General features: G+C 55.5%; 19 protein-coding genes. 11 read left to right on the forward strand and 8 right to left on the reverse strand.

Annotated elements, in window-relative coordinates:
* The first annotated feature begins 195 nt into the window (after nt 1–195).
* Nucleotides 196–744 carry an NAD(P)H-dependent oxidoreductase gene (locus VIN76_RS06585; protein WP_332041037.1) on the forward strand — a complete coding sequence of 183 codons (549 nt, stop codon included), beginning with the start codon at nt 196–198 and terminating at the stop codon, nt 742–744.
* A gap of 30 nt (nt 745–774) precedes the next feature.
* Here VIN76_RS06585 and VIN76_RS06590 read toward each other — a convergent pair whose 3' ends face one another.
* Nucleotides 775–1,554, reverse strand: coding sequence for an SDR family oxidoreductase (locus VIN76_RS06590; RefSeq protein WP_332041038.1), 780 nt, complete (start codon nt 1,552–1,554; stop codon nt 775–777).
* 114 nt (nt 1,555–1,668) lie between these two features.
* On the opposite strand from VIN76_RS06590, the gene VIN76_RS06595 reads away from it, so the two are divergent.
* The gene (locus tag VIN76_RS06595; RefSeq protein WP_332041039.1) at nt 1,669–2,547 is read left to right on the forward strand and encodes an alpha/beta hydrolase; all 879 of its coding nucleotides are present in this window, start codon (nt 1,669–1,671) and stop codon (nt 2,545–2,547) included.
* A gap of 231 nt (nt 2,548–2,778) precedes the next feature.
* Entirely contained in the window at nt 2,779–3,444 is a 666-nt protein-coding gene (locus VIN76_RS06600; protein WP_332041040.1) for a TetR/AcrR family transcriptional regulator, read from the forward strand.
* 11 nt (nt 3,445–3,455) lie between these two features.
* On the opposite strand, the gene VIN76_RS06605 is transcribed toward VIN76_RS06600, so the two are convergent.
* Complete coding sequence (locus tag VIN76_RS06605; protein ID WP_332041041.1) at nt 3,456–3,845, reverse strand: MaoC/PaaZ C-terminal domain-containing protein; 390 nt, start codon at nt 3,843–3,845, stop codon at nt 3,456–3,458.
* Complete coding sequence (locus tag VIN76_RS06610) at nt 3,842–4,300, reverse strand: hypothetical protein (RefSeq protein ID WP_332041042.1); 459 nt, start codon at nt 4,298–4,300, stop codon at nt 3,842–3,844. The genes VIN76_RS06605 and VIN76_RS06610 overlap by 4 nt, the downstream gene beginning before the upstream one ends.
* 179 nt (nt 4,301–4,479) lie before the next feature.
* On the opposite strand from VIN76_RS06610, the gene VIN76_RS06615 reads away from it, so the two are divergent.
* Nucleotides 4,480–5,496, forward strand: coding sequence for a zinc-binding dehydrogenase (locus VIN76_RS06615; RefSeq protein ID WP_332041043.1), 1,017 nt, complete (start codon nt 4,480–4,482; stop codon nt 5,494–5,496).
* Here VIN76_RS06615 and VIN76_RS06620 read toward each other — a convergent pair whose 3' ends face one another.
* The 5 genes from VIN76_RS06620 to VIN76_RS06640 form a co-directional block, all read right to left on the reverse strand.
* Complete coding sequence (locus VIN76_RS06620) at nt 5,497–6,291, reverse strand: nuclear transport factor 2 family protein (protein ID WP_332041044.1); 795 nt, start codon at nt 6,289–6,291, stop codon at nt 5,497–5,499.
* Between the two features lie 45 nt (nt 6,292–6,336).
* Nucleotides 6,337–7,965 carry a class I adenylate-forming enzyme family protein gene (locus VIN76_RS06625; RefSeq protein WP_332041045.1) on the reverse strand — a complete coding sequence of 543 codons (1,629 nt, stop codon included), beginning with the start codon at nt 7,963–7,965 and terminating at the stop codon, nt 6,337–6,339.
* Between the two features lie 60 nt (nt 7,966–8,025).
* Nucleotides 8,026–9,135, reverse strand: a complete 1,110-nt coding sequence (locus VIN76_RS06630) for an NADH:flavin oxidoreductase (RefSeq protein ID WP_332041046.1) — start codon at nt 9,133–9,135, stop codon at nt 8,026–8,028.
* Between the two features lie 49 nt (nt 9,136–9,184).
* On the reverse strand, nt 9,185–10,387 hold the full coding sequence (locus VIN76_RS06635) for an acyl-CoA dehydrogenase family protein (protein WP_332041047.1): 1,203 nt from the start codon (nt 10,385–10,387) through the stop codon (nt 9,185–9,187).
* A gap of 67 nt (nt 10,388–10,454) precedes the next feature.
* Complete coding sequence (locus VIN76_RS06640) at nt 10,455–11,303, reverse strand: nuclear transport factor 2 family protein (RefSeq protein ID WP_332041048.1); 849 nt, start codon at nt 11,301–11,303, stop codon at nt 10,455–10,457.
* A gap of 418 nt (nt 11,304–11,721) precedes the next feature.
* Here VIN76_RS06640 and VIN76_RS06645 point away from each other — a divergent pair, with 418 nt between their 5' ends.
* From VIN76_RS06645 to VIN76_RS06675, 7 genes are all read left to right on the forward strand, one after another.
* Nucleotides 11,722–13,218, forward strand: a complete 1,497-nt coding sequence (locus tag VIN76_RS06645) for an aldehyde dehydrogenase family protein (protein WP_332041049.1) — start codon at nt 11,722–11,724, stop codon at nt 13,216–13,218.
* Nucleotides 13,219–13,220: 2 nt separating this feature from the next.
* Nucleotides 13,221–15,335 (forward strand): PQQ-dependent dehydrogenase, methanol/ethanol family, encoded by a 2,115-nt coding sequence (locus VIN76_RS06650; protein WP_332041050.1) that lies wholly within the window; start codon nt 13,221–13,223, stop codon nt 15,333–15,335.
* Between the two features lie 177 nt (nt 15,336–15,512).
* Entirely contained in the window at nt 15,513–17,957 is a 2,445-nt protein-coding gene (locus VIN76_RS06655; RefSeq protein ID WP_332041051.1) for a TonB-dependent receptor, read from the forward strand.
* 63 nt (nt 17,958–18,020) lie between these two features.
* Entirely contained in the window at nt 18,021–19,529 is a 1,509-nt protein-coding gene (locus tag VIN76_RS06660) for an acetyl-CoA acetyltransferase (protein ID WP_332041052.1), read from the forward strand.
* A 75-nt stretch (nt 19,530–19,604) separates the two neighbouring features.
* Complete coding sequence (locus VIN76_RS06665) at nt 19,605–20,726, forward strand: nitronate monooxygenase (RefSeq protein ID WP_332041053.1); 1,122 nt, start codon at nt 19,605–19,607, stop codon at nt 20,724–20,726.
* A gap of 10 nt (nt 20,727–20,736) precedes the next feature.
* Entirely contained in the window at nt 20,737–22,902 is a 2,166-nt protein-coding gene (locus tag VIN76_RS06670) for an acetate--CoA ligase family protein (RefSeq protein WP_332041054.1), read from the forward strand.
* Complete coding sequence (locus tag VIN76_RS06675; protein ID WP_332041055.1) at nt 22,889–23,011, forward strand: hypothetical protein; 123 nt, start codon at nt 22,889–22,891, stop codon at nt 23,009–23,011. Before VIN76_RS06670 ends, VIN76_RS06675 begins: the two co-directional genes overlap by 14 nt.
* Nucleotides 23,012–23,029: the final 18 nt, after the last annotated feature.

Raw genomic sequence — 23,029 nt, forward strand, 5'->3', positions numbered from 1 at the left:
ATCTTAGGGCTTACCCGTGTGATTTAGCGGGTATGGGATAGACCGCCCTTCCTGCCCGTCTATCACCGCTGCACCAACCTGTATAAGATTTGGAGCGCCGAAGACATTGCTATAGGTTCTTCCACGGGAGGGGCGTTATGCCGCGATTCTGTTTAACCGTTTCAATGCGGCACCAAAAACGGAAAGGAAATAGATATGGAAATTGCCATCATCACCGGAAGCCTGCGCGCCGAATCTTATAACCGGAGACTTGCCAAAGCCCTTACGAAACTGGCACCCGAAGACATAGATTTCAAATTTGTCGAGATTGGCGACCTGCCGCTCTATAATCAGGATGACGACGATAATCAGGCAGCGTCTGTTCGACGGTTAAAGTCGGAAATTTCCTCGGCGGACGGCGTCATGTTTGTCACGCCCGAATATAACCGCTCGCTTCCGGGCGTGTTGAAAAATGCCATCGACCACGCATCGCGCCCTTACGGCGAAAGCGCATGGGCCGGAAAGCCCGCAGGTGTCATCGGCGTTTCGATCGGAGCCATTGGCACCGCCATAGCGCAGCAAAATCTGCGTAAGATCCTCGCTTATCTCGATATGCCAACTCTCGGGCAACCAGAGGCTTTCATACAGGTGAAGCCAGGACTGTTTGATGACGACGGCAATATCGGTCCCGACAGCCGCAAATTCCTGCAAGGCTGGGTTGACCGCTTTATCGATTGGGTCCGGGAGCACAGCAAAGCGGATTGAAAGCGTTGAACGCGATACCGCCAACACCAATCACCCCTTCTGCGGCTGCCCTGTTCCGCTACCGCTTAACACCATGACGGATGCGCCCAGACCGCCATCGACGGCCAGATCCTGGCCGGTAATATGTCCTGCTTGCGGGCTCAACAGAAACTGCATCGCACGGGCGACATCGCTAGCCACTCCGACCTTGCGGAGCGGAATATTTGCCGCGCGGGCGGCGCGCAATTCTGGGTCGTCATATCCGCTGGTCATCGGCGTATGGGTCGGCCCCGGTGAGACGGTATTGGCGCGAATACCGTCCGGTCCCCATTCAACCGCCATTTGCCGAACAAGCATCACCAGTGCGGCCTTGCTCGCCGAATAGCTGCCCAGTGCCGCAACCGGGTGTTGGGCCGCGATTGACCCCGTTGCGACAATAGCCCCGCCCGATTGTTTCAGGAACGGATGCGCGGCCTGTGCCAATAACCATGTCGGCTTTGTATTAACCGCGAACAAATGGTCATAAGCCTCTTCCGAAAGTTCACGGAGGGGAGCGCCGCTTGTAACACCGGCATTACTGGCCAGGCCGTCAATCCCGCCAAAAGCCGCCACGCATTCGGCGATGACCCGCTTGCAAAACGCCGCATCGGTCAGGTCTCCGACCAGCGTTTCAATCTTGCTCTGGCCAGCAAGCTTTTCCGCCAGCTCCATGAGCGGAGCACTTTGCCGGTCAACCAGAAACAGGTCCGCCCCCTCATCGTCCGCAAGAAATTCCGCAAGCGCGCGGCCTATACCGCTTGCTGCGCCTGTGATGATGATGTGCCGTGCCATTTTTGCCCTCCCCTGCTTACCGGATCACACATGACTCTAGTCCGGTTTCCAATAAATTCAAACGGTCATCAGGTAGATTCTTTACAATGATGCGCATCATGCTAACGTCATTCAATGCTATCATCGATATCGGACTTTGAACGCATCACAGTCACTGCGCCAGATGGACTGTCACTGGCGGGTGAACTGTGCGGGCGCGCCGACGCGCCGCTTGTATTGTTACTCCATGGCGGGGGACAAAGCCGTTCGGCTTGGCGCGGTGCGGCGCGGCGCTTGGCAGAGGCGGGTTACCGCGCTTGCATAATAGATATACGCGGCCATGGCGACAGCGACTGGTCTGACCAGCTCCGTTACAGCTTCGATGACTATGTCGGGGATGTCATTGCCACGATCTCTGCGATCGGCGGTCCGGCGGCGCTGGTCGGTGCATCACTGGGCGGGCATATCGCTATGCTTTGCGCGGCCCGCTATCCCGAGCATATTACGCATCTGGCATTGGCCGACGTCACGCCGTGGATCGATGAAACGGAGGGCGACGCAATGCGCGCAGCCCTGCGCAAATCGGCAGAGGGCTTTGCCACAGTGGAAGAAGCGGCAGACGCAATCGCTGAAATGCGCGGCACACCCATGCGCGGCGGCAGCCTCGATAAGCTACGCCGGCGGCTTGACCTTCGCGAGGATGGACGATTGTACTGGCAATGGGATGTGCGGCTTATGAATGACCAGCTTTTACGCGGAGGCGGTGAAGGCGGGCTGTTCCGCCGAGAGGCAGAGCGCCTTGGCATGCCCGTGCTGGTCATGCGCGCTGAACATAGCACATTGACAACCCAGGAAGAGATTGACGCTTTCCGCGCGGTGAAGCCCGATTTGCAGCAGGTCGTGATTGCAGGCGCCGGACATATGGTGAGCGGCGACGTCAATGATGCCTATGCCGAAGCGATACTGAATTTCCTACCAGCGGCAAAAGCCTGTTGCCCGCCAGAAACCTTGTGAATGGGCCGAAAACCCCTCGTGAAGAGAATATGGAAAAAAGCTTTTACTGACATACGTTTGAAAATTGCTATAATAGATTTTTCTCACCCTTGCCGCTCGTTAGAACATTCCAACCCTGCCCCATTTGGACCTGTGAACCCAATTGTCAGCGGTTCTTATAGTATCGGAATGAAGGCCGGGTCGGTATGAATATGAACGAGTTTGTTGGAACGAATTGCTTTGGAATATTATATGGCGGACAACTCAAAGACCCGGAAACATGCCGAACGCAAAACGGAAAGTGAAAGTTCTTCCTCCGGTCGCAGCTCTACAAAATCGCAGAAACGCTGGGCATCCATTCTGGAGATTGCCACTAACCTGTTCAGGGAAAAAGGGTTTTATGCATCATCCATGCAGGACATCAGCGATGCCGTTGGTATCAAGAAAGGGAGCCTTTATTATTACGTAAGGTCCAAGGAGGAGCTTCTTTTCGAGATTCTCAAGGATCTGCACAAAGGCGGCGAAGCCCTGATCGAAGGCGTGAACTTGAATTCGTCCGATCCCCTGGGTGAATTAAGGTCGCTCCTCGTGCAATTCGGGCTTTATGCGGCGAAACATTCCACCCGTTTGCAAATATTCGACAATGATTTCGATTATGTCAGCGAGGAATCAAAGAAAATAATCATTTCCGAGCGGCGCCTTTACTGGACTGCTGTGGTCCAGCTAATAACCGCAGCTATTGAAAAGGGCCAGATTTCCTCAGCAATAGAGCCTGAAGTTGCAGCACATGCTGCCCTGCGGACATCAACAAGTGTCTCGGACTGGTATCGTCCGGGCGGGAAACTGGCAATTGAACAGATTGCGGTCCAGAATGCCGCGCTTATCGTCAAAGGTCTGGCAAATTACGACCGGCCATAAGGCCCGCCTGTTCAGCCTTCCAGCCGGATTGATGCTTCACAAATTATGGCCCGTCCGCGCCCCTCGATTTCCAGCCACGCCTCGCAGGTTATTCTGTCGCTATCAGCCGATAACACCCGGCCAGCCGCAGTGGCGATATCCCCGCCAAAGACATTATCGGAAAATTGAGTGCTGATCTTCTCAATCGTCTTGCCCGGGAAATTAGCCATCAGCAAGTTGATGACATAGGCAAGATTTGCAGGTCCCTGACTGATAACCCTGTGCCCCAGTCCCATGGCAGCAGTAGCCGCGGGATCAAGATGGATCGGGTTCGGATCGGCCAGAAATTCTGACCATAAACGGATCGTTTCTTCCGATATCCGGCCAATCTCCAATGGTGCAAGCAGATCACCGGATTTCATGACAATTCCTTTCGCGGCAACACCCACCGGGTTTTGGATTCAAGGACCACTGCGTCCTCCCCCATGTCATCAGCGTGTAGATCAAGCGTATATTCGGCAAGATCCATTACCCCCAGCTTGCGGCTCATCTTGCGATCAAGGGAGTTGATAGAACCGGTGACCGTATAGGGCTGATCGACCATCAAAGGCTGCCGGAAGGTGACTTCGGACCCTACAATCATCGGGCCGTCATCAACATCAAAGTCGCAGGCCTCGCAAAACTCGGCAACGCTTGGCCCCATGCCGATCTGGGTCGCAATATAGTAATAAATCGGGTGCGCAGTGCCATCACTGGCAGGTTCGCAGCCAATAGACCGGCACAAAGCAGCGTTCTGCTCTGCGGTGATAGTATAGGCTTCGCTGCCGTCGAGGGAGAAGCCTGCAGGATTAGGTGGCGGAGGCAGATCCTTGCTCATTTATGCGGTGCTCCTCTGTCCCAGATTATATGCTCAAAACCTGATCGAACGGCCAACGAAAATGACCGCTCATCCGGCCCTTGACCTACGGACCGTGGCATGGCAAGTCAAGATATTATCTACCGTCCGTTTGAATATATTTTTCATACGGAACAATCAAATATTAAAAGGAAACATAAATGAAAGCGCTCACGCTCAATGAAGTTTGTGATCCCCCCAAGTTCGCGATCGAGGATGCACCAATGCCGGTCGCCCAAAAGGGCGAGGCAGTTGTTCGGATGGCCGCGGCGGGGCTCAATCATCGTGAATTATGGATCGTGAAGGGGCAATATCCCGGCATGGCGCTGCCCGCGACTCTTGGCGCCGATGGTGCCGGGAAGGTGGCCAGCGTGGGACCGGGCGGCGATGATGCCTTGGTCGGGCAGGATGTCGTGCTCTACCCTGGTCTGGACTGGGGTGACGATCCGCAATATCCCGCCGCTCAGTTCGGCTTGCTGGGAATGCCTGGCCCCGGCACGATTGCCGAATATATCTGCGTGCCTGTTCAAAATATATTTCCCCGTCCAGCGCATCTTGATCCGCTTCAGGCTGCGGCCCTGCCGCTTGCGACATTGACGGCATGGCGCGGACTGGTCACCAAGGCAGGTCTGAAATCCGGCGAACGGCTGCTGATTACCGGCGTGGGCGGCGGGGTTGCCGTGCAAGCATTGGCACTGGCATCGGCTATGGGCGCCGAAACATGGGTCACCAGCGGCTCAGACGATACAATTGCATGGGCCGAGGCCCATGGCGCGGCAGGCGGCGTTAATTACAACAAGGAAAAATGGGGTAAAGAGCTCGCATCGCTGGCCGGACCGATTGACGCGGTTTTTGATGGCGCACCGGCCTCTGGCTATCCTCAATATGGCAGGGCTTTGGCGATGGGCGCACGCGTGGTGATATATGGTTCGACTGCGGGCATGGCCTTTCCAGTGAACGCCCCCGAGCTGTTTCTGAAGAACCTGAAAATCATGGGGACCAATGTTGGCAATATCGAGGAATTTTCCGCAATGCTGGATTTCGTCAACGAACATAAGTTGACGCCTGAGGTAGAGCGCGTTTTCCCGTTTGACGAAGCTGCCGATGCCATCGCATTCCTTGGCGAAGGACACAGCCTTGGCAAGGTCATGATCGAGATAGCACCCGAAGCCGGCTGATTAGTCCGCGATAGGTTCAATATCCATACGGTTGCGGATGATGCGCCCTTTTGCGACGACGCCTTCCGCAACATGGACTATGCCGATTGCAAACATGCTGGCTTTCCCGCCTTTTTGGATCGCGCCGATATTATCAACGGCGCGGCCAAACTGGCGGACGTGAAAGCCGACCCGGTTACCGACCGAAAACAGGTCAATCACCTCGATATCCTGCTGATCAAATATCGGCACTTGCCCGCCATTGCACCATGCATCGTCGGCGAGCACAGTGGGGGTGATGTCAAGGCCTCCGCCATTTAGCCAGTTTCGCACCACTGTTTCAGCGGACTGATCGGCAAGTTCCGGATCGCCGTCCCAAGGCGCGACTTCCGGATGGTCAACCGGGTCGGGAATACCACTTGCAATTTGCCGGTGACGTGACGTGTAGTCCTGTTCCACATTACATTGAAGCAGGACATCACCGTTCCAGCGATAAAGCCCGATCCCGCCCCAGACACATTTCTTGCCGTCCTTTGCCCGCCTGCCATGTTCGGAAAACCGCATCATAAGCCGTTCACCGGACGTAGCGATTTCATGCACCGTCAGTTGCAGATTGGGATATTGCGTCATCTGGCGCGCAGTGGCGTCAAAATATGCGGTGTCCCGGCCGCGAACCTCATGCAGCCCCATGCGAAGCAGATAATCCTCGACCATCAGATCGCGCGTTACCGATTGGTCACCGGCATTGACATAATCGACGCAGTAACGCTTCATGAGTTGAAGAAATTTTGGTCCCAGCTCAGTCCCTAATGCCATATCAATGCTGTTCTTTCGTTCGCCACAGATCAGTTTGCGCCTGAATTAAAGCAGGTCGCGTAGCCGGAATTTCTGCACTTTTGTGGCCGACATTGGCCATTCCTTCACGAAGATTGCCCGGCGCGGGATTTTCCATTTGGCAAGCTGACCCTCGCAGCGCGCGATCAGCTGGCTCTCGTCCAACACTGCGTCGTCGTCCATCAATTCAACAAAGGCGACAGGGACTTCCCCCATCCGTTCATCGGGAACCCCGATAACCTGTGCAAGCCGGATCTCGGGAAATTCCTGAAGGAAGGATTCAATCTCCAAAGCGCCGACATTCTCACCGCCGACTTTTAGCATGTCCTTGATTCGGCCAAGAAAATAAAGCGTGCCATCCTCGCCCACTTTGCCCCTGTCACCTGTGCGCACCCAGCCGCCTTCGATAATCGTTTCCGCAGTTGCTTCGTGATTGCGGTAATATTTTTTGAAAGCGCCAGCCCCCCGGAACTGGATTTCGCCAACCGTTCCATCTTCGCAAGGTTCCAGCGTTTCGGGGTCGGCAATCCGGACATCGGTATGCGGCGGCGGCAATCCGGATGATTTGATGCGCAGCGATAACGGCGCGTCGGCCGGAGTAAAAGTGACAATACCGGACCCCTCCGTCATCCCGAACAGATTGAGCAACAGGGCACCATCGGGGAGTAGCGAGTCAATCCGACGCTGCGTCGCCTCCGGCCCCACGTTGAGACAGGATTTCACGAAAGTGAACCGCTCCCGGTCGAACCTGGGGCTTTCCAGTACCGGTAGAGTCAGTTGCGGGAAACCCGAATAGAGATGGTTCACCTCATACCGTTCAATCATCTCGACAATCTCTTCGGCATCAAAATGCGGCTGCGTTATGAAGGAAGCGCCATGTTCGAGGATCGTCGTCATCGGTCCAATCCCGCCGGTGTGGAAGAACGGCATGGGCAACCACATGCTCTGGGTTTCGTCCAGTCCGATAACGCGTGAAAAGGTCGACCAGCAATTTTGAAGGCCGCCATGCGTCAGTTCGCAACCTTTCGGATTGGATGTTGTGCCCGATGTATAAATAATGGCCGCCGTGTCATCCACGTTGCGCGTATCCCTGGCAGACTGGAGTGCTTCAGGCTGGACCGAGGTACCAAGAGCCAGAAACTCCTCATGGTTTGCGATTGCTCCTCCGGTACTCTTGCCAAACATGACGATGGAGTTCATATCAGGCGCAGCTTTGACGTTCAGCTGCATGGCCGTTTGCCCGCTTAGGTCAGGCAAGACATCGGCAAGCAATTCACGATAATCGACATGTTCGGCGAAGGCCTCTGTAGTCACGAGAATCTTCGAACGGCTGTGCGCCAGAGTATATGCCAGCTCATGGCGCTTATAGCGGGAATTGAGCGCGACGAGTATCGCGCCGGCATAAAGCGCGCCGTAATAGACTGGCACCCATTCCCAGCAATTGGGCATAAGCGTTGCTACATGGTCGCCGGGCCGGATTCCGGCAGCATGGAAAGCCGCCGCCCAATCGGTCGCTTGGGCGTGTAATTGCGCATAGGTCAACGTCTTGTCCGGGAAATGTGCATAGGGCCGATCCCCGCATTTTTCGGCCTGTTTTTGTAGTAATTCCGGGATGGTCGCTGTGGCAATCTCACCTGAAATATCGAGTTTTTTCACCTATATTCTCCTCGTCCCGATTTTGTATGCACGCCGGTGTAACTAAACGGCATTGCGATATTATGAGAGCGTTTCGAGCGCTGCCTTGTCAAATGGCATTAACTCATCGAAACGACCTTCCTTGACCTTTCGCGCCCAGGCCGGATCAACCAGTAGCGCCCTGCCCACGGCGGCAATATCGAATTCGCCTGCCGCAATCCGCCGGGCCAACGGCTCAAGATCGCTGGAAACATCGGCATGTTCCCCGATATTCGTTACCGACATAGGCCCTGCGAGGCCGATGCTGCCAACCGTAATTGTCGCGCGGCCCGTGAGCTGCTTGACCCAGCCCGCCAGATTCATGGACGAACCTTCGAATTCACTTTCCCAATATCGCCGTTCGGAACAATGGAAGATATCAACCCCTGCATCTGCAATCGGTTGAAATATGGCCTTTAGCAACTCTGGCGTTTCAGCAAGACGAGCGGAATAGTCCTGCTGTTTCCATTGTGATATGCGTAACGACACGGGAAAATCATCTCCGACCGCCGCACGCACGGCTGCGATAACTTCGACTGCAAAGCGGGTACGCTCCACCGCATTGCCGCCATAGTCCGATGCTTCGCGCTTGTTCAGTTCGGACCACAGAAACTGGTCGATCAGATAACCATGCGCGCCGTGAAGCTCGATTCCGTCAAAACCGAGTTCACGGGCATCGGTAGCGGCGCGGGCGAAGCTATCAACGACCGCCTGAATCTCCGCACGGTCCATGGGTTCGAAGACGTTTTTCCCGCCCGGTTTGTAAATACCCGACGGACTGACGCTGGGAAGGTCCGAATTAGGATATTCGTCGATGCGCGGGTCACGCATGATCCCCACGTGCCAAAGCTGCGGAATGATCTTGCCGCCCGCTTCATGCACGCCATCGACCACCCGGCGCCACCCGTCCAGCGCCGGACCGTTAAAGGCAGGCACGCGAACGGAATAGGACGATACCGGGTGATCGATCGTCGTGCCTTCGGTGATGATTAATCCGACTTCATTCTCTGCCCTGCGCCGGTAATAATCGGCAACATCCTGCCCCGGTAACTGTCCGGGTGAACGCCATCGGGTCATCGGAGCCATGGCGATGCGGTTTTTTAGCTCCAGATTGCCAATCGAGAGCGGGCTGAAAAGTGCATCAATGCTCATCCATGATTTCCTTTATCTTCTGACTCGGCAAATTCAGACCTGTTCCGGTTCAGAATGAGCGCGGCAATCCCATGCATTCGCCAATGACGTTGCGGGCCATCTCGTTCGTGATCGGTCCAATCCGCCATAGCCGGCTGTCGCGCCAATAGCGCTGCATGTCGGTTTCCGCCGAATAGCCCATGCCACCAAGAATCTGGATGCCAAGGTCGGCACATTTATTCGCCTGCTCGGATGCAACGACCTTTAATGCGGTCACCTCGTCAAGCTGGTCCCGGCCGACCGAAAGCTTCCATGCGCAGTCGATAAGCATGGTTTCGACCTGATATTGCGCGATGCGAATATCGGCGATCATGTGCTGAATAGCCTGAAACTGGCCGATGGGGCGATTATAAGCCTTGCGCGTTTTGGCATAATCAAGAGCATCTTCAAGAACGCCGTCGATTACCCCCAGGCAGAATGCGCTGACCATCATCCGCTCGTTATTCAGCGTGGGCAGCAAGGTCCGCCATGCGTTATTTGGCTCACCCAGAACCAGATTGTCAGGCACGAAAACATCATCGAAATGAACGCTGCAACTTCCCATCGAGCGCATACCGAGCTTCGCCAGTTCCGTGCAGGTAATGCCGTCTGATTTGGCCGGAACCCAAAACAGTGTGACGCCATGATGGTTCTTTTCAACATTCTTGTCACTGCGCGCGAGCACCAAAAGATAGTCGGCAACATGGGCACTGGAGCTCCAGATCTTTTCACCATTGATTTTCCAGCCGCCTTCGACCTGGGTCGCCGTGGTCCGCAGAGCGCCCAGAACGTCGGTTCCGCCGCCCGGTTCAGTGAACGAGATGGCCGCCCGAAGCTTACCTGCCGCGATTTCGGGCAGGAACTTTCGCTTCTGCTCCTCTGTGCCATAGAGGCCGATTGATTTAACCCCGGCAAAAGAGGTGAGCCCCCAAATCCACGCCAGCCCGCCAAGCGTTCGCGCTAGGCTGCGTGCCAGGGTCATCTGCATCAGGATATCGCCACCGATGCCGCCATATTCTTCGTCAATGCCCAGACCGTGAAAACCGGCCTTTGTGAATTTATCCCAAAGTTCGAAGGGATATTCATGTTCCTTGCGCTCAAGCTCGCGCGCCCAATCCTTGGGCAGCTCTGCCGCAACAAAGCTATCTACCATATCTTTAAAGGCGCGGTGCTCTTCAGGTAACTCAAGATTCATACTGGTCGCACCTGCGCTGTTATTGGCTGTTGCATTCATGGATTAAAATTCCCTCTCTATGTGTCAGTGTGATTTGGTAATGGTCGTTATATGTTGGCAGAGCCGCCTAGCGCCGGTTGCCCTTGGAAAGTCGCCGGTAAAGTCCCCAGCGATCACGGATGATATGTCCCGCCACGACGCGGCCCTTATCGACGGTGACAAGACCGCTCATATGGATGGAAACCGGCTGCTCTGCGGCACCCGATACTTCGCCAAAGTCCGGGGCAAGATTACCGGAATGGACCGCATGAAACGCTACCCTGCCGCCTCCTGATACGATCAAGTCTATCTCGACGCTTCCGCCGTCTATTATGCGTTCACGCTTGCCCGTTGCGCTCTCATCATCAAGCATCACATCCTTGCAATCGAGCCAATCGCCACTGTTCAGCCAATCGCGCACAATTTTCTCGGCGTCCCTGTCGGGCATCTGCTCCGCTTCATCCCATGGAGCGATGGCCGGTGGATCGACCGCCATCGGCTGACCATCGATAAGCTGGCGTCGGCGGGAGAAATAGTCCTGCTCGATAGTGCAGCTCGACATTAGACCGCCTGACACTTCATAAATCGCGATACTGGTCCACGCTGCGCGCGCATTGTCGTGCAGGCGTGAAGCGCCGTGTTCGGTAAAACGGACGCAGATATGTGCCCCGGTGACGAGAATCTCGTGAAGGGTGAACAAGAGGCCCGGAAACTGTTCCAACTGGCGGGCTACCGCAGATTTATAAGCATCATCACGGCCCGCGACGGTCATGCCAGAAGTGAAAAGCCGGTAATCGCTATGCATGATTCGCGGCAAAATTGAAAAGTCATGGCAGTTCACGAATCCGGTTACATACCGGCGGAACGGACGCAAAATAGCCGCACCGGTCGCTGGATGCTCGCTGGACTCGCGTGGCAATGTTCTGGGCTCAGACATTTCAAAATTCATTCTTTGTATAGAATCTAATGGTTGGTCGATTTAATTGCATTTTCGATTGCCATCGTCAAGCTGGGTTCGGCCCGGTCCAGTGTCCTAATATGTTAAAAATACCACAATATTGTAGGGATTATGGCTTGAAATATGTTATTTCTGCCTCAATAAATATGGCTTATCTATCTGATAATATTAGATTAAATATGCAGCCTCGTCGCCATAGACAATATCTATCCATACAAAACATGCACGATGATATACTTTGATTGACAAGCTCTAAAACTCTGCATAAAGATATCGACCGAACGAATGAAAGTTCTGCACAACCGGCCCGTTATGAACGTCAATAGACGCCTTAAACGGGACCCGCGTGGATGGCGGTGGCGCAGGATTCGCTCGCAGGATGAGGAATGATTGACAAATGAACGCTCCAGTGAATTTGCTTAAGGCGACTACGACATTTCTAGAACGCCAGCACGGGCTGCTTGTCGACGGAGCTATGGTCGATTCTTTAAGTGGAGCGCGTTTTGAAACACGCAACCCGGCGGACGGGACTGTCATTGCCAGCATTACCAAGGGCGACGCGAAAGATATCGACCGCGCTGTAACTGCGGCGCGCAAAGCATTCGAATCCAATCAGTGGTCAGGTATTTCGCCGGATGCACGCGCGCGAATGATATGGAGATTCGCCGACCTTCTTGAAGCCAATATTGATGAACTGGTCGAGCTGGAAGTCCTGGACAACGGCATGCCACGTGGCTTTGCCCAGTGGGGAGTGAACGCTTCGGCAGCTTGGCTGCGGCACTTTGCCGGGATGACTGCCCAGACAATGGGCCGCAATGCTTCGGCAGCCATGTCGGGTGACGGTGCCCGGTTCCACTCCTATACATCGCTTGAACCGGTCGGGGTCGTAGGCTTGATAATCCCGTGGAACGGCCCGATCGCAAGCCTCACGATCAAGGTGGCCCCTGCACTGGCCGCGGGCTGCACCTGCGTTGTCAAGCCGGCCGAAGATACGCCGCTAACCGCGCTTCGCATGGGTGAACTGGCGCTGGAAGCGGGGATACCCGCAGGCGTGCTCAATATCGTAACCGGGTACGGCGATGCGGGTGCTGCGCTTGTCGCTCATCCCGACGTCAACAAGATATCGTTCACCGGCTCGACCGAAACGGGCAAGGCAGTGCTCCGCTCCGCCGCAGACAGCGTCAAGCGCGTGACCCTGGAACTGGGCGGCAAATCCCCTTGCATTGTGTTTGACGACGCAGCGATGGACAGAGCTATTCCGGGCGCTGCCATGGCGATCTTTGCAAACACGGGGCAGATATGTTTCGCAGGTTCGCGCCTCTATGTGCAGCGCTCTTCATTCGATCAGGTTGTCGAAGGGGTTGCCGAAATGGCAAAGGGACTGAAGATCGGTCACGGCCTTCAGGACGACAGCATGCTGGGGCCGCTTATCTCCGAAAAGCAGCGGCAGCGCGTGAGTGATTTCATCACCTTGGGCAGCGCCGAAGGTGGGCAGCTTGTTGCTGGTGGCAAGCCGGTAAGCGGCGACGGATTTTTTATCGAACCGACGATATTCACCGATCTGTCACAAGACGCACGGATTAGCCGGGAAGAGATTTTCGGACCGGTAGTCGTCGCCACGCCCTTTGATGATTTTGAAGAAGTCGCCCATCTGGCCAACGATACCAATTACGGATTGGGCGCAGGCATTTTTACATCGAGCGTGGACAAGGCGCACCTGCTCGCCAGGCGGCTGCAGGCCGGGAATGTCTGGGTTAATTGTTACGGTGTGACGCATCCTTCAATGCCGTTCGGCGGCTTCAAGGAATCGGGACTGGGCCGGGAAATGGCCGAAGAGGGCTTCAGGGCATTCCAGGAAACCAAATCGGTCTATATCGCCTTGGGGGAGCAATAAGGATGCGGCATCAAGTCCTCCCGTTCATGGCCCCGCTCATTGCTCTTTCCATGATGGTAAGCGCGTGCGGGCAATCTGCCTCTGATAATAGCCCCTCCGGCGATAGTGCGACGGCGGCAAATGACCCCGCTGGCTGGTCATCGATTGGCGGATCTTCGGACGAACAGCATTATTCGAAAATGGATAGCATCAACACCGCGAATGTCGGGGAATTGGGGCTGGCATGGTCGCTGGATCTCGATACCTTTCGCGGGCAGGAAGCAACGCCTTTCGTTATCGGCGATACCATCTATTCCACGACGGCGTGGAGCAAAGTCATCGCGGTGGATGCTGTCAGCGGCAAGCTGAAATGGCAATATGATCCCGAGGTACCGGGGCCGACCGCCTATAAAGCATGCTGCGATGTGGTGAACAGAGGCGCGGCTTATTATGACGGAAAGATATATTCCGCGACGCTGGACGGGCGGCTGATTGCGCTGGATGCGGAAACGGGCAAACTTGTCTGGAGCGTAGATACAATCGGACCGGATACGGAAGGCAGCTATACTATTACCGGTGCACCGCGCATCGCCAAAGGTAAGGTCATTATCGGTAATGGCGGAGCCGATTACGGTGTGCGCGGCTATGTCACTGCTTATGATGCAGCGACCGGCAAACAGGCATGGCGCTTTTACACTGTACCGGGCAATCCCGCCAAAGGGCCGGACGGTGCGGCATCGGACGATGTTCTAAAAGCCAAGGCGCAGGAAACATGGTTCGGCAATTACTGGAAATATGGCGGCGGCGGCACAGTCTGGGATGCGATCGTCTATGACGAAGAACTGGACCAGCTTTACCTCGGTGTTGGAAATGGTTCCCCATGGAATCACCGCATCAGGTCAGATGGCAAGGGCGACAACCTCTTCCTTTCGTCGATTGTGGCACTTGATCCCGATACAGGAAAATATCTCTGGCATTATCAGGAAACACCGGGTGAAAGCTGGGACTTTACCGCGACGCAACCGATCATTCTTGCTGACCTGACAATCGACGGGACCGACCGCAAGATATTGATGCAAGCCCCGAAGAACGGCTTTTTCTACGTCATTGACCGCAAGACGGGAAAGCTGATTTCAGCGAAAAATTTCGTGCCGACAAGCTGGGCGACATCCATCGACATGACAACGGGGCGGCCCGTGGAAACAGCCAATGCCCGTTACCAGAACCCCGAAGTCATGCTGCCCGGTGGGCCGGGTGCGCATAATTGGCAGCCAATGGCCTATAGCCAGCAAACCGGGCTTGTTTATATCCCCGCCCAATTCATTCCGTTTCTTTATGTCGGCGTTTCCGATTTCAAGTTTGAACCCGGCCGCTGGAACCCCGGAGTCGATTTGGAGGCCGCGCCTCCGCCTTCGACCGATGCAGAGATCAAGGCAGCGCGCGATAGCCTGAAAGGCGCGTTGATCGCATGGAATCCGGTGACACAAAAGGCTGAATGGACCGTGACGCACAAACAGCCCGTCAATGGCGGCGTGCTGGCGACTGCGGGTGGGCTGGTTTTTCAGGCGACCGCTGCAGGTGACTTTTTTGCCTATGATGCGGCGACCGGCAAACAATTATGGCAATATGACATACAGAACGGCGCTGTGGCCGCACCCATGACATATAAAATTGGATCGACCCAATATGTCGCGTTGATGGTGGGATATGGCGGCGCAATGGCGCTGGCACTGCCAAGTTTTGAACAGCCGAAGTCGCAACTTCCGGGCAGGTTGCTTGTGTTCAAGCTAGGTGGGGACGTCAAACTTGCACCACCAGCCGAAGCATTGGCGCTCGCTGTGACTGATGAAAAGCTGTCTGAGCAAGCGGTCTCACGGGGGGCAAAGCTTTATGCTGCCAATTGCTCTTCCTGCCACGCAGCGGGCACGATGTCGGCCGGCGTTGTGGCGGATCTGCGACGTAGCAGCATAATGACCGACCCCAATTCATGGAGCGCCGTGGTGATAGATGGAGCGCTGTCCGATACCGGCATGATCTCTTTTAAGGACAAGCTAACTGCCACCCAAGCGGAAGATATCCGTGTCTATGTGCAAGCGCAGGCACGCAAGCAGGCTGAACGGGAAAGGAAGAGCAAGTGATGCCTTTGATATCCTGCCTTTCGATAGCAAGGCCCCATTTGCCCCAGTTGCGCCGCTTGCCATCCACCATGCGTCAGGAAATGCCTGAAACACGGTGTTTTCAAGAAATACTCTGGATCAATTAATTTCAAGAAATTCGTATTTGTCACTATATTACAATAACATAGGGAGAGAATAATGTATAAGTTCAAAAATGGTTTGGTGTCATGGCGGTCCATATTGGCCGCCTCAACAGGTCTTACGGCTTTAATGGTGCAGCCTGCATATGCGCAGGATGCGGCGGACGAGCCAGTTCAGCTGGCGGCAAACGACGCCTATAGCGGGGACATTATTGTTACAGCACGGCAACGCAAAGAGAGCCTGCTATCCGCCCCTGTTGCAGTCAGTGCAATCGGCGGCGAGCAACTGGACAAACTCGCCGTAACCGATTCACGTGACTTGGCAAAGCTGGCCCCTTCCCTGTCAATTAGTCAGGCAACTAGTGGCGCCGGGGGTGTTATTTCGCTGCGCGGTATCGGAACCTCTCCCAGTAATGCGGGATTTGACCAGGCCGTCTCCGTCAATGTCGATGGTGTGCAAACGGGTCGCGCCCGTATTATCACCCTCGGTCTTCTCGATCTTGAGCAGGTCGAGGTGATGAAGGGTCCGCAAGCATTGTTCTTCGGAAAGAACAGCCCTGCGGGCGTCATTAGCATGACTTCAGCATCGCCAACCGATGAGTTGAGCGGCCATGTGCGCGTAGGCTATGAATTTGAAGCCGATGAAAAGATCGTCGAAGGGGTCATATCTGGTCCGCTGACGGAATCGCTGGGTGCCCGCGTTGCGCTGCGCTACCGCGATATGAAGGGCTGGCTGAACAACACGGCCGGGCAGTTGACATCCTCACCTTTCGCAGGTCCGACCAATTTGCCGCAGGCACCGAAAAGCAGCAGGCCGGGTGAAGATGAATTTCTTGGCCGCGTGACTCTGGCCTTCAATCCTGTCGGCAGTGATTTCGATGCAACGCTGAAAATTGCAGGTATGAGCTATCACAACGATGGCCCTTCTGCCGGGCAGCAGCTTTACGATTGCGGCGCCTTCACGACGCCTGTCGTCGTCTATTCAGGCTTCCCGTCACCCGCAGTGGACCCGTTCGGCGATTGTAAGTTCGACAAGAACTATTCCAATGGCGCTTTGCCAGATGGATATGCCGACAACTGGCCTTCGGCGAAGCAAAATCCTTACAGCACCACCAAGATGCTGCTGGGTAGCCTTCAGGCGAATTACCAGTTTGGTGATGTGACACTTACGTCGGTTTCGGGCTATTATAAAAGTGACGCCAAATATTTCGATAACTATGACGCAACAGTCTACATGGCGTATGATTCAGCCGAAACGGAAAAATATGAATCATTGAGCCAGGAATTCCGGTTGGCTTCGGATTTTGACTCGCCGGTCAATTTCATGCTTGGCGCCTATTATCAGCATACCGATCTGGAGTTTATCAACACGGTTCTGATCGCGCCGCTGCCCGTCGATCCGGCAACTGGTAAATATCATACCTGGGAAAAGCCGGGCCAGACCACAGGCAATACCTATTCTGTGTTCGGCCAGCTGATGTGGGACATCACGCCCGAACTCGAACTGTCGGGCGGGGTGAGATATACCCATGAAACGAAGGATTCGACACTGGTTAATAGCTATGTCCATCCTCCACTTTCAGGCGTTGTTCTGGCACCGGAAGGCAAAGTCTTTGCCGACAAGTTCAAGGATAGCAACTACTCGCCGGAAGCCACGCTGACTTGGCGACCAACGTCCGACCTGACCGCCTATGTAGCTTATAAAACAGGCTATAAATCGGGTGGTTTCGGGATCAGCACCAATTTGATCCCGGCGGATATTACGGTCGAATCAATTCGCTTCGGATCGGAAAAGATCAAGGGCTTCGAAGGCGGTATCAAGGCCCGTGCCCTTGATGGCATGGCGACCATTACCAGCAGTATCTACTCCTACAAATACTCGAACCTTCAGGTGAACTCTTTTGATGCGGCAACAACCAGCTTCAAAATCACCAACGCGGCTTCGGCGCGGGTCAAAGGGGTGGAAGTAGAGTTGAACCTGCGTCCGTCTAGCTGGCTGACGGTATTCGGTGGTGTCTCCTACAACAAGGCGCGCTATCTGGATTATATTGCGGGCTGCTGGAGCGGACAGGTTGCGGCGACAGGATGTAACGTGCCAAACGGCGATGGTACATTCTCGCAAGACCTCTCAGGCAAACCGCTTACACGCGCACCTGACTGGACCGCAAATGCCGGCTTCGATGCGACATTCCCGATCGGCGCTGATTTCCAGTTCGGCTTATCGGGTAGCGCAAAGATAAGCGATGACTATCTGGGGATCGACAACGGCAATCCGTCCGGTGTGCAGGACTCCTATGTGCTTTACGATGCAAGCGTGCGGGTCGGACCGATGGACGAGTCATGGGAACTGGCTTTGATTGGCCGCAACCTGACTGACGAAATCACCACCGGTTACATCGCGGAAAAACCGGGTGCTCCGGTAACACCGGGAACCACCGGCCAGTTAATGGCCCTGCCCAACAGAGGGCTGCAGGTTCTAATGCAGGCCACGATGCGTTTTTAATATGGATGGCGCGGCGAGGGAGGTAACTCCCGCGCCGCGCCTATCAATAATCGAGAGTAGTTTATGACACAAACAAGCGCTGTCCCTGTCATTATCGGGGTAGGACAAATCCTGGGTAACAGCGATCGTGACGGAAAGTCTTGGGAGGTCGCCGACCTGATACAGGACTCCTTGTTATGTGCAGATCAGGATGCCGGTGGTAACTGGCTTGATAAAATAGAATTTCTGGGCGTCGAGAACCAGACCAGCAGCGATGTCGCTCCCTGGCCGCAAAGCGATGGGTTTATGGACCACTTGCTGGCCCATCTCGAAATTGCGCCTGCACAGACCATGTTGACCGATGAACCAAGCGGAGACGGCCCGGTTGCCTTGCTCAACCATCTGGCCAATCTGATCGCAGCGGGCGAAGTAGAGATCGGTGCCATTGTCGGCGGAGAAGCCCTGCGAACCGCAGCGCGGCGCAGCCCCGAACAGCTTGCAGCGCAGTCCAATGCCATGCGCGAGCTGATGGAAGAGTCGGTCAGCCCGTTTCTGCGTCAATATGGACTGGTTACGCCAACCGATGTCTATCCGCTTTATGAAACCGCGACGCGCGCGCACTGGGGGCAGAGCCTGGCTGAAGCACAGGACGAAACCGCAACCTTGTGGGCAGCATTTTCCGAGGCCGCAGTGGCCAATCCGGGGGCGTGGATCCAGGAAGAATATAGTGCGGACATGATCAGGACGGTCAATGACCGCAACCGCATGATCACATTTCCTTACACCAAGCTGATGGTGGCCAATAATTCGGTCAACATGGGTGCGGCGGTCATCGTGACCAATCTGGACAAGGCACTGGCAATGGGCGTTCCGCAAGATCAAATGGTCTTTGTAGGGGCTGGAGCTGCCGCGCATGAAAGCGAGGATTTCCTTGCCCGCGACAGCTATACCGCATCGCCCGCAATGCAGGTGTCAATTTCCACGGCGCTAGAGCTCAATAATCTTGGCGCTGACGATCTCGATTTCGTTGAATTATATAGCTGTTTTCCATGTGTCGTGAAAATGGCGCGGCGCGTGCTCGACTGGCCGCTTGAACGTTCACCCAGCGTCTATGGCGGGCTTACCTTTGGCGGCGGTCCGATCGGCAATTGCATGATGCATGCCATCGTCGTGATGACACAGAAATTGCGCAAAGAGGGCCGCAATGGCCTGATCTTTGCCAATGGCGGGTTTGCCACACATAATCATTCCATCATATTGACCCGCGAAAAACCGGATCAACCCCGCTTCCCGCAGGATTTCAACTATCAGGCCGAGGCAGACCGGCTGCGCGGACCGCGCCCGGACCTTGACGAAAGCTACACCGGGCCGGGGATGATCGAGGCGTATAGCGTACCATATGGCCGCGATGGCAAGCCCGTTTTCGGCACGATTGTCGCACGCTCGCCATATGGAAAACGCTTTGTGAGCCGGGTTGCCGGTGACGACCTTAACGGTCTTTCATTCCTGACCTCTGGCCAAAATGAGCCGGTTGGCACACATGGCTATGCCGAAACCGCTGCCGATGGTCTCAGCTATTGGCAGGGACCGTAGCAGGCCGCATGATCAGAATTATCAAAGCGGCGCATGAAAATGGCCGCTGTCACAAACGAAAGTGAGGAAAGAAGCATGGAACCGATAAAAAGTCTTTTGGGAGCGGAATTCCCCCTATTTGCGTTCAGCCATTGCCGCGATGTGGTGGCCGCTGTCACCAATGCCGGTGGCTTCGGGGTGCTTGGCGGTAGCAGCTTCACGCCTGAAACGCTGGAAGAAGAGCTGAAATGGATTGACGCCCATGTCGGCGGAAAGCCTTACGGCGTCGACATTCTGGTCCCTGAAAACCAGTCATTCTCTGGCGACATGAGCGTCGAGAAGCTGCTCGACCAGATTCCCGGAAAGCATGTCGATTTTGCGGTTGATCTGCTACGCGATCACGGCATTTCGGTCGGCAAAAACGATGTTGTTGATGAAGTTCCGCCCGTGACCCTGCCCGAAATGGGTGAGGCGTTGATGGATGTTGCCTTCCGCCACCCGATCAGCCTTATCGTCAATGCGCTAGGTATCGCACCGCCATCTATGATCGAGCGGGCGCGCAAGCATGGCATCCCTGTCGGGGCGCTTGTCGGAGCGAAGGAACACGCCATTCGTCAGGTCAATGCAGGCGTTGATTTGCTCGTCGCACAAGGCAGTGAGGCAGGCGGACATTGCGGCGAAGTATCTACGCTCGTCCTTGTCCCGGAAGTTATTCAGGCGGTAAAAGCCGTTCGTGAAGTTCCCGTGCTTGCTGCGGGCGGAATCATGAACGGGGCTCAAATGGCCGGATGCATGGCCATGGGCGCAGCGGGTGTCTGGACCGGTTCGGTCTGGCTGGCCACTACTGAAGCAGAAACCACCGAAACATTTAAGGACAAGATGATCCATGCCCGTTCGCGCGACACCATCCGGTCGAAAACGCGCACCGGTAAACCAAGCCGCCAGTTAAAGTCGCAGTGGCATGACGCATGGGACGGACCGGATAGCCCCGGCGCCCTGCCCATGCCGTTAATGGCGATGATCTCCATGCCTTCTTTCGATCGCATCGACCGCGCGGCAGATGGCGGCAACGAACAAGCCAAGGAGCTTGTAAGCTATTGGGTCGGACAGGGTGTGGGCCTGATCGACGCTATCCGCTCGGCAACCGCAGTGGTTCAGGAGTTCAAGGAAGACTTCGCCGATTCTGTCGAAAATCTCATGAAGACAATCGAGAGTTAGGAACGCGGCTATGGCAACAATTACTCAAGACACGCAAGGTCAGGATGGCACAGATGTTCATCCGCTAAACGGCCTGTTCGCCCCGCGCACCATCGCGTTGGTCGGGGCCAGCGAAAAATCCACGTGGACCCATTTCATCCTTCAAAATCTCCGTGATTTTGAATTTTCCGGAAGGACCTATGCCGTCAATCGCGGTGGTGTCGATGTTGGCGGACTTAAGGGGTTTCGCTCTTGCCGGGATATTGGTGAGCCGGTAGATGTTGCCTTCATATTCGTCCCGCAATCTGCAATGCTTGATGCACTGGACGATGTCGCCGCAGCCGGAATCCGCAATGTTGCTATCCTGACATCCGGCTATGCCGAAATTGGTGAAGAGGGTGCCGAGCTTCAACGCGAACTTGTCGCGAAAGCAGAGGAGCACGGGCTGGTCATGTGGGGGCCGAACTCACTGGGCTTCAACAATGTCGGCGCAAGGACAACCGTCTCCTCGATCCCCGCTGTCTTGCCATTGCTGCCTCCGCAAATCGCGATCATTTCCCAGAGCGGTGCCACCGCCAGTGAACTGAACGAATTCGCCCATAGCCAGAATATCGGAACCAGCTTTGTCGCGGCGACAGGCAACGAAGCGCAGTTAAGTCTTGCCGACGTGCTCGATTATCTCATCGACCATGAACCGACCAAGGCAATCGCGTTATTCGCCGAATCCATCCGTGAACCCGAGAAATTTGCAAAGGCCGCGCAAAGGGCAATTGCCAATAAAAAGCCTATCGTCATCCTAAAGATAGGGCGCAGCGAACTCGCAACCGAAGTTGCAAAGGCGCATACCGGCTCGCTTGCAGGGAACGACGCTGTTTTTGATGCTGTATGTGACCGCCTGGGCGTGATCCGGGTCCATTCGACGGAAGACCTGATTATCACAGCGGGCTTGCTCGCCGCGACCGGGCCGCTGCCTGCCCCCGGACTAGGCTTTATCTCTATTTCCGGCGGGGCCTGTACCCTGGTCGCCGACGCTGCAGAAGAAGCGAATGTCTCGCTACCCGCGTTCCCGGATAAAACGGCTGCGGAATTGACCGAACTTTCGGCCAGCTTTGCATCGGTTATGAATCCACTGGACGTGACCGGCGCGGCGATTGGCAATCCGGAAATGCTCGAAAAGCTGATTACGGTTGCCGCCTCTGCTCCCGAAATCGGGCTGGTTGGTGTCAATATCGGTATTCCGACTGTTGAAGGTGCGATTTCGCTTCCTGCCGGTTTAGCGGCGATTGGCCGGGCAGCTCAGCAATCCGAAAAACCGACTGTCATGATCCTGACAACCTCCAAGACGTTGACCGACGTAACCCGCAGCGCAATCGCGGAACACGGCCTCCCGCCTATCGTGAGCGGTATTGATGCGGCGCTACGGGCGGCGGGGAAAGCCGCTTGGTGGTCACGAAAAGCCGAAAAGCTGGCAAAGGGAAATATATTCCAGATCGCCAGTAGCTCTGAAAAGACAGAGCGCCCCGCTCTTGCCACTGACCTCACCACCGAGCGCGCCGTTCTGGACTATCTCAGCTCGCACTCGGTTCCCGTGATACCTGCCGTTATCGTTCACTCACGCGATGAAGCGGCGGCAGCGGGATTGTCCGGAAAACTGGCCATGAAGGTGCTTTCTCCCGATATTTTGCACAAGACCGAAGTCGGCGGCGTCCGGCTGAACGTCGCACCGGAAGACGCGGGCGACGAGTATGACAGCATTATGCAGGCGGTTTCCAAAGCTGCTCCGCAAGCGCAGATTGACGGGGTGATCCTCTCGCCAATGCGTGAAGGGGGAATTGAACTGCTGGTCGGTATTACCCGCGATGCCACCTGGGGCCTTACCCTGACCCTTGGGTTTGGCGGCGTGTTGGTTGAATTGCTGGCCGATGTTGCGATTTGCACCCTGCCCTGCACCCGGTCTGACATAGTGGAAATGCTGGGCACGTTAAAAGGCGCAAAGCTTCTGGATGGATTCCGCGGGGCTGAGGCATCCGATCTGGACAAGATTGCGGATGCTGTGGTGAAAATCGCCGATGAGGCGCTGGCGCTTGGTTCCGATCTGGAATCGCTTGAAATCAATCCGCTGCTGGTCCGGGGCACCGAGGTCGAGGCGCTCGACGGGCTGATCATGTGGAAAACAGATAAAAATGATGAGCGTTGACGAGCAGGTTCTGTCCGTGATGGTTGGCGTGCATGTCTCGCAGGAACCCATCACCGTCAGAAATGGTGCGAAACCGCGGATATCTGCCTGTTTGAAAGCACCCGGTTGAACTGAAAAGACGGTCAGG

The sequence above is a fragment of the Parasphingorhabdus sp. genome (assembly GCF_036568145.1).
In the GTDB taxonomy this organism is placed as follows: domain Bacteria; phylum Pseudomonadota; class Alphaproteobacteria; order Sphingomonadales; family Sphingomonadaceae; genus Parasphingorhabdus.